Annotated in this window: 8 protein-coding genes; 5 read left to right on the top strand and 3 right to left on the bottom strand. The window is 57.9% G+C overall.

Annotation, left to right across the window (positions count from 1 at the left end):
- A partial coding sequence (locus VG146_19630; GenBank protein HEV2394568.1) for a hypothetical protein occupies window positions 1–110 on the top strand: 110 nt, incomplete at its 5' end.
- An 829-nt stretch (window positions 111–939) separates the two neighbouring features.
- Here VG146_19630 and VG146_19635 read toward each other — a convergent pair.
- Window positions 940–3,516 (bottom strand): sulfatase-like hydrolase/transferase, encoded by a 2,577-nt coding sequence (locus tag VG146_19635; GenBank protein ID HEV2394569.1) that lies wholly within the window; start codon window positions 3,514–3,516, stop codon window positions 940–942.
- A gap of 224 nt (window positions 3,517–3,740) precedes the next feature.
- Here VG146_19635 and VG146_19640 point away from each other — a divergent pair, with 224 nt between their 5' ends.
- Window positions 3,741–4,556 carry a ThuA domain-containing protein gene (locus VG146_19640; GenBank protein ID HEV2394570.1) on the top strand — a complete coding sequence of 272 codons (816 nt, stop codon included), beginning with the start codon at window positions 3,741–3,743 and terminating at the stop codon, window positions 4,554–4,556.
- Window positions 4,557–4,564: 8 nt separating this feature from the next.
- Here the strand turns inward: VG146_19640 and lpxA are convergent, their stop codons facing one another.
- Window positions 4,565–5,404 (bottom strand): acyl-ACP--UDP-N-acetylglucosamine O-acyltransferase, encoded by an 840-nt coding sequence (gene lpxA, locus VG146_19645; GenBank protein HEV2394571.1) that lies wholly within the window; start codon window positions 5,402–5,404, stop codon window positions 4,565–4,567.
- A 117-nt stretch (window positions 5,405–5,521) separates the two neighbouring features.
- Window positions 5,522–7,216 carry a thiamine pyrophosphate-dependent enzyme gene (locus VG146_19650; GenBank protein HEV2394572.1) on the bottom strand — a complete coding sequence of 565 codons (1,695 nt, stop codon included), beginning with the start codon at window positions 7,214–7,216 and terminating at the stop codon, window positions 5,522–5,524.
- A 496-nt stretch (window positions 7,217–7,712) separates the two neighbouring features.
- Between VG146_19650 and VG146_19655 the strand changes: the two genes are divergently transcribed.
- The 3 genes from VG146_19655 to VG146_19665 are packed head-to-tail and all read left to right on the top strand — an operon-like array spanning window position 7,713 to window position 10,796.
- The gene (locus VG146_19655) at window positions 7,713–8,867 is read left to right on the top strand and encodes a Gfo/Idh/MocA family oxidoreductase (GenBank protein HEV2394573.1); all 1,155 of its coding nucleotides are present in this window, start codon (window positions 7,713–7,715) and stop codon (window positions 8,865–8,867) included.
- 11 nt (window positions 8,868–8,878) lie between these two features.
- A complete protein-coding gene (locus VG146_19660; GenBank protein ID HEV2394574.1) occupies window positions 8,879–9,787 on the top strand; it encodes a TIM barrel protein in 909 nt (302 codons plus the stop codon).
- Window positions 9,774–10,796, top strand: a complete 1,023-nt coding sequence (locus VG146_19665) for an FAD:protein FMN transferase (protein HEV2394575.1) — start codon at window positions 9,774–9,776, stop codon at window positions 10,794–10,796. The genes VG146_19660 and VG146_19665 overlap by 14 nt, the downstream gene beginning before the upstream one ends.
- The last annotated feature ends 162 nt before the right edge of the window (window positions 10,797–10,958 follow it).

The raw sequence follows: 10,958 nt of genomic DNA on the forward strand, positions 1-10,958 counted from the left end.
GTCGCACCTACAGTCCCGGGCGGAAGGTTACCGATGAGGAGATGGCTAGGATTAACATTACACCCTCACGCTTCCACGGCGAATGGAACTATGTTATTCGCCCTCACTAGTTGTAAATGTTATTTATTGACGTGCCCTAACGTGCTGGGGCAAACGAATATTCCGCCAGGGTTAAGCAACGTAGTATCAATCGCCGCGGGTAGCTACCATAGTGTTGCGCTCAGAAACGACGGCACAGTGGTAGCGTGGGGAGCCAATTCATCCAGCCAGACGAACGTGCCAGCCGGTTTGAGCAATGTGGTGGCGATTGCCTGCGGCCGCAGCACAGCTTAGCATTAAAGAAGGATGGAACCGTGGCGTATTGGGGCGACACCTATGTTCCCCCGGGGGTGAGTAACCTGGTAGCCATCGCGGCCGGCGGAGATATGACCGGGGCAAACTACGGTTTCAACTTGGGGATAAAACGAGACGGAACGTTGATTGCCTGGGGCGATTTCAATGTGGGCCAAACAAATGTTCCTACCGGGTGCAGTAATGTCGTTGCAATCGCTGCTGGAGGCAACCAAGCCCTTGCGATAATTGGTGGCTTAACGATTAATCAGATTTTCTTCGATGAGCGAAACGCAGTTCTTCAATTCCGGACATTTTCCGGTCAGCGATACTCTGTGGAATCGTCATCCGACCTTGGCGCAAACTCTTGGACGAATGTACCCGGCACAGTTGTCTCCGGGACTGGTTTAGATGTGCAGGTGATAGATACCAACAGTCTCGGTGCTCCCTTCCGCTTCTATCGTCTAAAGAGTTCGTCACCTTAAGTTTTTACGATGGATGACGGGCATTTCAGGGCAAGCCGGACTCGATAGATACGTTGTTTGACACGCCGCTGCTCCAACCTGCACTTTTCGATTAAGTTTCCGTGGGATTCTGGATGCTGGGGGTCTATTTGTTCAGCTTAGCGGTATCAATCACCCAAACGGCGTGGATGGCGGCCTCGTCGCCGCGGCCGGCGGGGACGGAATCGCTGGGGTTGTTGGCGTAATACCAGTGGAGTTCCGCCGCACTGGCGGTGCGACCGCCGGGCATTTCGAGGCAGCCGTTGGTGTCGGTGTTCTGCACCCAATCCCAGGCGTACTGCAGCCACTTGGCGCGGTATTCCCTGCTTTGGAGGGCGAACCAGGTGATTTCGTCATAACCCCAAACCCAGAGGAAGTTGCCTTTCATGTTGGGCTCGCCCGGATGGGGGCTGCGCCCGTAATTATCGAACTCGACGAAATAGGGCAGGTGCTCGCAGGTCCAACCGCTAAAGGTTTTACCGCCTTTGCTGCGGCCATAGATGGCATCGGTAAAGCCGGCCTGCAGGATAGCTTGCTGGGGTTTCTCGGGCGTTTCCTTGATGCGCAAAGGGAACGCGTTGAAATCCAGGATGGGATTGCCGTCGTGCATCAAGCCACCGGTAGGAACGTGGCCGTTGCAAAGGACCATGTGACGGCGCGCGTGTTTGGCTGCGTAATCGCGAACGAGGCTGATCAAGTGGGACCAGTTGGTGTTGCCATGGTCGTTCCGATTCATGATTTCCACTTGCCCGAAATGGATGCCTTCGCAGCCCACATCGATATAGGACGCCGCCTGGTAATAAAACCAAAGCTGAGTTTCCATGCGGCTTTCGTCAGGCACCTGGCCCCTGCCCATCGAGCGGCGCTGGCCGGGCGGATAGATCATGTCTTCGTAGCGAAAGTTCCGTTGCTCGACCGGCTGTCCAAGGTCTTTGAAAACCCAATCAGGAATGGCGATTTGGCTGACTCGCGGCCCAACGGTCTCGAAAACGCAGCCTTCCAAGACGATCTCGGGGTCTGCGGCCAACACCAGGGGCGCCTCTTCTTTTGCGCGTTTGATATTGGCCAGGAAATCGTTCTCTGCGCCCCAGAGGCACAAGGCGCGCGCGACGTATTTGGCCCCGCAATTGGTGATCATCCGGATGTCATCGTTCAAGGGGCCGCGCCCGTTCAAGAGGCCCTCGATGCAGATGGACCGCGACAGATAGTTCTCGAGGACTTGCCGCGAGATTTTGCCGTCGAATTGGAACCCGCCGGCACGGGCGGTCGAATTAATACCGGCAGGGGGAAGCTTGGGCAGGGCCTGACGCCAGGCGAGTGCCGCAGCACGCAGCCGTTGCGCGATGTCCTGCTGTTCGTGGGAGAGATTGGTCGTCTCGTTGGAATCGGTTTCCATATTGTAAAGCTCGGTTGCTGAGCCGTCATCATTGACAAGGAGCTTCCATTTGCCTTCCCGAACGGCGATGTGGGGACTGCGGTCGAAGGGATGAAAAGGGTAATTAAAGAACTTCGATTTGCGGCCATACTCCCAGAAAATGGTTTTGGTATGGGCGATGGGCTCGTTAAGGAGCGCCTCGGTCATGTCCTGGCCATCAAAGGCGGCCCCGGCGGGCAAGGGGGCGTGAGCGATGGCGCAAAGGGTCGGGAAAAGATCGACGGCTTCCAAAACGGTCCGCTCATCGACCCGGCCCGGCATAGTGTGACCGGGCCAGCGGACAATGAAGGGGACCCGGATGCCGCCTTCATAAAGGCTGAGCTTGCTGCCGCGCAGGCCGCCAGTGCGCGCGTGATCGAAAGAAGGAAGGGGGCCGTTATCGCTGGTAAAAACAACAATCGTGTTTTGATCGAGACCGAGCGCTTTCAAACCGTCGAAAAGACGGCCCATCTGGAAATCGTATTCGGCAAGGACGCCGGAGAAATCCCGCTCCTGTTGAGAATGCGGGGCTTCGGCCTCGCGCTGGAGGTTGGGAACCCAGGGAGTATGGACGTCGTCAGGCCAAATCTCGACATAGCAGGGACGGTCTTTGTGGCGGCGGAGAAAATCCAGCGCGTGATTGACAAAATAGCGGGTGCGGTCCCAGCGTTTGACCAGGTCCTTGGGCGACCAAATCCAGTCGGTGGCGGTGATGTTGGGGTCGGGTTCAGGGCTTTCATAAGTCCCGATATGCTCGTCATAACCGTAAGCGCTGAAAGGAGGCGCATTGGTGACATCACGGCCACCGCCCAGATGCCACTTGCCGAAATGCGCGGTGGCAAAGCCGGCGGCTTTCAGGACGCGGGCCAGCGCCGGGGCCTGGGTGGGAAGAAAATCGGTCTGCTCACAGTCGCGATTTTTGGCCCGAGTGTCGAGGTACGTGGTGAAATTCCAGCGCGCGGGAAACATGCCCGTAATGAAGGCGGCTCGAGAGGGCGAGCAAATAGGGGCATTATCGTAGAAATGAGTGAAGCGCACCCCCTCCTTGGCGAGCCTGTCGATATTGGGCGTGGGCGCGAAGTTTCCCCCGTAACAATTCAGATCGCTGTAACCCATGTCGTCGGTAAGGACAAAGACGATGTTCGGCGGCCTTGCGTCGTGGGTGACCGGAGTTGGAGGAGAAGTTTGGGCGTGGCAGGGTGAATAAGGCAGGCCCAGCAGAGCCGCGCTGAGTGCGAAAGTCGTAAATGGCGAAAAGGAATTTGGCATAAGGGACTTCGGGAACGGCATAGATTTAATACTCGTACGATAGGCTTCCCTGACAAGATAAAAGTGAAGAGAGGTTTCGCGAGGTGGCTCGCAACGGGGCCGTGGGGAGCATGTCGAGTTGGGTCTCGCATGACGGAGCGGTGGAATCGCCAATGGATTATATCCGGGCTGGACAAGGCTTCCTGAACGTTCCAATGTCGATTCGAATTCATTGAATCGCGCTTATGTCTCGAAAAACGATCTTGCTCCTGGGCGCCACCTTGGCGCACGTCCTGATTACCAGTTCGGCGTCAGCGGCTGAAGAGCCCAAACCGCTGAAGGTATTGCTCATTGCCGGCGGTTGTTGTCACGATTACGCGAAGCAGAAAGATATCTTGAAAAAGGGGATCGAGGAGCGGGCCAATGCGCAGGTGGACATCATCTTCGTCGATGATGACAGCACGCACCCGAAACTGCCCATTTACGGCAACCCCGACTACGCGAGGGGCTACGACGTCGTGATTCATGACGAATGCGCTGCCGATGTGAATGATCCGGCTATCGTCGAGGCGGTCCTCAAACCGCATCGTGACGGTATCCCGGGGGTGAACCTCCACTGCGCCATGCACTGCTATCGCATCGGCAATCCCAACGACCCGGTGACGCCCGACACACCGCATGGGTTTTGGTTTGAATATCTGGGCCTACAGTCCAGCGGTCACGGCGCGCAACTGCCGATTGCCATCCGTTTCATGGACCCGGACAATCCTATCACGAAAGGGATGAAAGATTGGACGACGATACACGAGGAACTCTACAACAACGTGAAGGTGTTTGATGGCGCTAATCCCTTGGCTCGAGGCAAGCAAGGCAAAAATGATTTCGTTGTGGTTTGGACCAATCTCTATCAAGGGAAGACACGTGTTTTCAGCACCACGATTGGCCACAACAACCAGACGGTCGAAGACCCGAGGTACCTCGACCTGGTTACACGTGGCGTCCTCTGGGCCTGCGGCAAGCTCGGGGAGGATGGAAAAGCGCTGCCCGGTTACGGGAAGTAAATTGCGCTCTAATCCGGGTCTGCGGCTGCTGACCGATGGCGGCTGACTTCGGAGCAGACGCCGCGTTTGGAAGCGGTGAGGAATTCGAGCATGGTCCTGGCGGGGGCGCTGGTGAATTTGCCTTGCACGTCAGCGAGGGCGGAATGCAGGGCCAGGCCCTTGCGAAAGAGGAGGTGATAAAGCTCTTTGAGTTCCAGCCGCTCCGCCGGGCCCAGGCCGCCGCGGCGCAGGCCGACGGTGTTCAGGCCGCAGATGGCGTTGTCGCCGCGCGCGACGGTGAATGGGGGAAGGTCTTTGCTAATGGCAGAACCGCCCTGCATCAAGGCCAGCGCGCCGACCCGGACGAATTGGTGGACCAGGCAGTTGCCGGAGATGAAGGCGGCGTCAGCGACACTGGCATAACCGCCGAACAGGGCGCCATTGGCAATGATAACGTTGTTGCCGACAGAGACGTTGTGGCCAACATGGCAATGGGCCATGAGAAAGTTGTGCGAGCCGACAAGGGTTTGTTCACCCGGTTTGCTTGAACGATGGACGGTGACATGTTCGCGAAAGACATTGTGGCTGCCGATGGAGAGGCGGGTGGGGGCGCCCTGGTATTTTAAGTCCTGGGGAGCCTCGCCGATGACGCAGCCGGCAAAGAACTGGTTGTGCTCACCGATGGAGGTCAGACCGGTTAAATAGACATGGGGGCCGACCCGGCAGTGGGGGCCGATTTCGACGCCTTCGTCAATGACCACGAATGGGGCGACGTACACGGTAGGGTCCAGTTTGGCTTTAGGGTGGATGATAGCCGTCGGATGAATCACGGGATAAAAGTGGGAAAAGGCGGGCTGTTGCCAAGGCAAAAGTGGGGGAACGTCAAACCTGGAGCAGCCCCTACTTGCTAACCGCGAATGCACGCTAATGAACGCGAATTCTAATCCGGCGTCCCTTGGCGTTCATTCGCGGTTAAAAACCCGGGGTTACGGTCTGCACAACTGCCGCGCCAGCCGCGAGGCCAGGCGGTCCAGGGCCGGCGAACGGTCCAGAGGCGCCAGACGCACATCCAATATACAAAAACCCTTTGTCCAGGCGCGAGCCTCGGTGAGGGCCTGTTCGAGTTCTTGCTCGGTCTGAACCTGGAAGCCGCGTCCGGCCCCGAGGATTTCCGGCAGCCGCCAGTATTGCCACGGCCAGACATCGTTGTAGGGTCCGTCCTGCATGTGGCGTTCGGTGCCGTAACCGCCGTTGTTCAAAACCACGACCACCGGGTTGAGCCCGTACCGGGCAACACTGGCCAATTCCATGCCCGTCATTTGAAAAGCGCCGTCGCCGACCAGGACCAGCGGCCTGAGTTTCGGGTTGGCCATTTGCGCGCCGATACAGGCAGGCACGGCAAACCCCATCGAAGTGTAATAGGCCGGCGCCAGGAACTCTGTGCGTTCCCGGATGAAAAGCTCTGCCGCGCCGAACAAGGCGTCGCCGACATCGGCAATGACGACGGTATTCTTCGAGAGAAAGCGGTTCAGGCGTTCAAAGAGTGCCTTAACCTTGAGCGGCGATGCCCCCGAGGCACGACGGGCGGGTTCCCCGTCCGCAGAATAGCCGGCGCGGGCGTGAGGCTCTGTCAGAGCCGCAGGGCGGGGGATTTTCGCCAAAGGCCTCCGCGGCATACGCAAGCGGCGCAGGCCATTGAGGAAATCTTTGAACCGCACCTCCTCATAGGAGTGATATCGGATCGACAACTTCTCGCTTGTGGCGGAGATGCAACGGGCGGGGTCCAAATGGGCGGTATAGATGCCGAGATTAATGTCGGTCAGGAAGGCGCCCAGCATGATCAGGCAGTCGCTCGACTCAACGTATTGGCGCACATCCTCGCGGCCCATGGCCCCCTCATAAATGCCCATGTAAAGCGGGTGCTGTTCGCCAATGACCGATTTGCCCAGGACCGTTGCGGCAATGGGGATTCGGGTACGCTCGACCAAATCCAGAACCTCGTCCTGCAGCCCAAACCGATGCACCTCGACGTCGGCAAGAATGGCCGGTTTGCGGGCTGACTGGATCATCTGACGCGCCTCAACCAGCGCCGCCTGGAGTGAGCGTTGATTGCTCCGTTCGTGAATCTCGGGGGTGCGGTAGTGGGGGATGCCTGGAATAAACACCATATCGCGCGGCAATTCGAGATAAACCGGGCGCTTGAAGCGCAAGGCCGCGTGCAGGACGCGATCGATTTCCTGGAAGGCAGTTTGGGGATCGCTCAGAACGGCCGAGGCGATGGTGAGTTGCTCGAAGACCTTCTTTTGGGTATCGAACTCGCGGACCTTATGATGAAGCAGGGGGTTTTTCTTGCGCTCCTGCATCCCTGGGGCGCCGCTGATAATAACTACCGGCGACTTTTCAGCAAAAGCCTCGGCAGTGGTGTTGGCCACTTTCAGACCGCCAACGCAGTAGGTGACGCAAACAGCGCTCAAGCCGCGCACGCGCGCGTAGGCATCCGCGGCAAAGCCGGCGCCCTGTTCGTCGCAGGTATTAATAATGCGCAGCTTGCTCTTGGAAAGCAGGTCGTAAAAGCCCAGCACGTAATCGCCCGGGATGCCAAAGACGTGGCGGACACCATAAGCATACAGCCGTTCAATGAGGTATTCGCCAATTAAGGGAGAGGGTTTGGTGGCAGGCATTTGCGGATTAAAGGTTGGTCTTGGCCGGAATGTCTCGACCCCAGGCTAATTGCTCCGGCTCCAACCCGGGGTTCATGCCTTGAAACGGTTTCTTCATAATGCACACTTAGCATTCTTTCGTCAGGTCCGCACACTGGAAAATTCCCGCAAGCTTGAAAACACAGACATCAGTGGACGCAGTGGTTGTGTCGTTCGAGAGTGACCCCCATGCCCCACGCTAAGGAGGTCGCAGGCTTTGGACACCACCCGGGCCTAATGACCGAGTCGAAGCAACGAGCCGCCATTCCTGAGTGTAGGAGACGACGTAAGGAGTCTCTGATCAGCAACCTCCGGGTGAACCAAAGGCGGCCAATCTGACAATCTTGATCAGAGACTCCTTACGTCGTCTCCTACAAAGGTTTGGATCCGACCTATATTGTCATTGGCCCTGGGGCACCGCCAGAGCGGCCTGATTTTTCGTTTCCGATTTCTTCACCGCCCCATTAGATTCCTGTCCATGACCAAAGTGCGTTTAGGAATCATTGGATTGGGCAACATCGGCCAGCATCACTCGACGTATCTGGGCGCAGGCAAAATTAATCGCGCCGAACTCGTTGCCGTCTCCGACGCGGTTCCTGCCAAACTGGGCCGCTACAAACCGCTGGCCACCTTCGTTCAGGGGGAGGACCTGATCGCCTCGGGTTTGGTCGATGCGGTGATTATCGCCACGCCGCATTACCAGCACACGACCCTCGGGATTGCTGCCCTCAAACAGGGTTTGCACGTGATGGTCGAGAAGCCTATTTCGGCGCACAAAGCGGATGCCGAGCGGTTGATTGCCGCGCATCGCCAGCAACCGCATCTGATTTTTGCCGGCATGTTCCAACTCCGGGCGGAGCCGCGTTACATCAAAATCCACCAATTGGTCCAGGGCGGCGAGCTTGGCCAGATCGTCCGCATGAGCTGGATCATGACCGATTGGTTTCGGACGGAGGCCTATTATGCCAGTGGGGGGTGGCGCGCCACGTGGAAAGGCGAAGGCGGCGGGGTGCTGCTGAATCAGTGCCTTCACAATCTGGATGTCATGCAATGGCTTCTCGGGATGCCCGCGCGCGTGCGTGGGTTTTGCCAGCTTGGGCGGTTTCATGACATCGAGGTCGAAGACAACGTCAGCGCCTATCTCGAATATGCCAACGGCGCTACCGGGACATTTGTTTCCTCGACAGGCGAAGCCCCGGGCGCAAACCGCTTCGAAATCGCGGGCACCCGGGGCCGGCTCGTGCTCGAACGCGACAAGCTGCTCTTTACCCGCAATGAGGCGGATATGATTCAGTTCAGCAAATCCGCCAAATTAGGTTTTGCAAAGCCGGACGTATGGAATGTTGAGATTCCTTTTGATAACGCCGCGAATCCCCATGGCACCCTGATGCAGAATTTTGTCAACGCCATCCTCGATGGGGAACCGCTCATTGCCCCGGGCGCCGAGGGAATCCATTCGGTAGAGTTGGCCAACGTCATGCTTTATTCATCGCTTGTGGGCCGCACCATCGAGCTGCCGATGGACGGCGCCGCCTATGAAAAGACCCTCAACCAGCTCATCGCGGATTCGCGGGTGGAAAAGAAGGTAGTCGAGGTTTCGAACGAAGACTTTGCCAAATCATTTAAGCGCTAATTCAATAATATATGATCTTTACAGGAATCGGCGATGAAGCCTCCAATAGCCTCGAAGGGCAAATCCAGGCCACTCAAGAACTCGGCTGGCGCTATCTGGAGATGCGGGGCGTTGAAGTGCGGGGCTTTCCCAAGGCGAACTTCCATGACATCCCGGAGCCCGCCTTTGATGTGGCGGTGCGGGAGTTGGAAAAGAGCGGGGTGGGGGTTTACTGCTTTGGCTCGACCATCATGAACTGGGCCAAGAAACTCGACGACCCCTTGGATCTGACTTTAGGCGAGGTCAAACGCGCCATCCCGCGCATGAAACGGCTGGGGGCGAAGTTTGTTCGTATCATGAGCTTCAAACCTGGTGATGAAGAATACAAAATACCCGCGGAGGTTTTTCGACGCGTCAAGGACGTGACCCACATGTTCCTGGATGCGGGGCTGCAGCCCCTGCACGAGAATTGCATGAATTATGGCGGGATGAGCTGGCAGCATGCCCTCGAATTGCTCGATAAATGCCCCGGCTTGAAATGGGTCTTTGATACCGCCAATCCCATTTTCAACCCCGACCGCGCCAAACCCAAGCCCTGGCCCAAACAGGACCCGTGGGAATTCTGGGAGAACATTCGCGACCACGTGACGCACATTCACATTAAGGACGCCACATGGAACCCGTCAGAGAACGATGCTGATTACAACTGGCCCGGCGAAGGGCATGGCCGGGTGGCTGACATCCTAAAAGACGCGCTGGCCCGAGGCTACGACGGGGCGCTGTCTATCGAGCCGCACATGGTTGTTGTTTTTCATGACCCGTCGGCGGCCACCAACGCTTCCCCTAATTCGACCGAGCAGGCCATGCGCCGCAACTACGTTGAATATGGACGGCAAGTCGAATCGTTGTTCAAGACGTTCCAAGCCAATGCAAACCTTTAGGGCCGGGCTCCTGCTTTGGGCCGCTTTGGCTTGCTTGGGCGCTGAAAGCCTGCCGGCAGCGCTCGCTCGCTATGAATTCAAGCGTCTGGAGATGGCGATGGAATTCAGGCTGGTGCTGCACGCCGCAGACCAGACCACCGCTGAGCGGGCCGCAGATGCGGCTTTCCAACGAATCCAGCAACTCAACGACATCATGAGCGATTACGACCCGGACAGCGAGTTGAGCAAGCTCTCGCACAGCTCGGGCCAGGGGCAGGCGGTGCATGTGAGTGATGACTTATGGTTTGTGCTGGAGCGGGCGCAAGCCCTGGCTGAGCGGAGCGGGGGCGCATTCGATGTGACGGTCGGGCCGTACGTGAATTTATGGCGCAGGGCGCGGCGGCAGCACAAGCTGCCAGACCCGGCGCGCCTGGCCCGGGCCGGCGAGGCGGTAGGATACAAACATGTCCGGCTCGACCCGGAGCGGCATACGGTGGAACTGCTGGCGCCCAACATGCGGCTGGACCTGGGAGGGATTGCCAAGGGCTATGCAGTGGACCAGGCCTTAAAGGCGTTGCGCGAGCAAGGGATTCGCCAAGCGCTGATCGAGGCCGGCGGCGATATGGGCGTGAGCGAACCGCCTCCGGGCAAGACGGGCTGGCGCATCGAGTTGTCGTCGGTCGATGACACCAACGCGCCTCCGGCCCGATTCCTGTTATTGAAGAACTGCGCTATCTCGACCTCCGGCGACCTGTACCAGCGGTTGGAGATCAATGGGAAACGCTATTCGCACATCGTCGATCCGCATACCGGGATCGGGTTGACGGACCACAGCGTGGTCAATGTCATCGCCCCGCAGGGCATTATATCGGATAGCCTGACCAAAGTCGTCGCCGTGCTGGGCCCTAAAAAGGGGCTGGAGTTTATCGAACGAACGCCCGGAGTCGTGGCGCGCACGATGCGGGACATCGGCGGGCGAATTGAGGTTTCAGAATCAAGAGGGTTCGCTCAATATTACGAAAGAAATTGAAGGCGTCAAGCTGGTGGATGTGGCCCAAATCCGCACGTAAGGAAAGACGACAGCAGTGCATCCGTCTTTTGCGACGCACAAGCCGACTCAAAAGTCAGTTCAGCTGAGGTTATGGCAACCGGCGAGGGGTTTTCCTGTGCCGCAGCGAGTGATTTCTACCGG

It is taken from the genome of Verrucomicrobiia bacterium (genome assembly GCA_035946615.1).
Classification (GTDB): domain Bacteria; phylum Verrucomicrobiota; class Verrucomicrobiia; order Limisphaerales; family UBA8199; genus DASYZB01.

What these genes read in the sequence shown, in the direction of transcription:
- VG146_19635 (HEV2394569.1), bottom strand. Translation starts at nt 3,516, where the DNA reads ATGCCAAATTCCTTTTCGCCATTTACGACTTTCGCACTCAGCGCGGCT.
- VG146_19640 (HEV2394570.1), top strand. Translation starts at nt 3,741, where the DNA reads ATGTCTCGAAAAACGATCTTGCTCCTGGGCGCCACCTTGGCGCACGTC.
- VG146_19650 (HEV2394572.1), bottom strand. Translation starts at nt 7,216, where the DNA reads ATGCCTGCCACCAAACCCTCTCCCTTAATTGGCGAATACCTCATTGAA.
- VG146_19655 (HEV2394573.1), top strand. Translation starts at nt 7,713, where the DNA reads ATGACCAAAGTGCGTTTAGGAATCATTGGATTGGGCAACATCGGCCAG.
- VG146_19660 (HEV2394574.1), top strand. Translation starts at nt 8,879, where the DNA reads ATGATCTTTACAGGAATCGGCGATGAAGCCTCCAATAGCCTCGAAGGG.
- VG146_19665 (HEV2394575.1), top strand. Translation starts at nt 9,774, where the DNA reads ATGCAAACCTTTAGGGCCGGGCTCCTGCTTTGGGCCGCTTTGGCTTGC.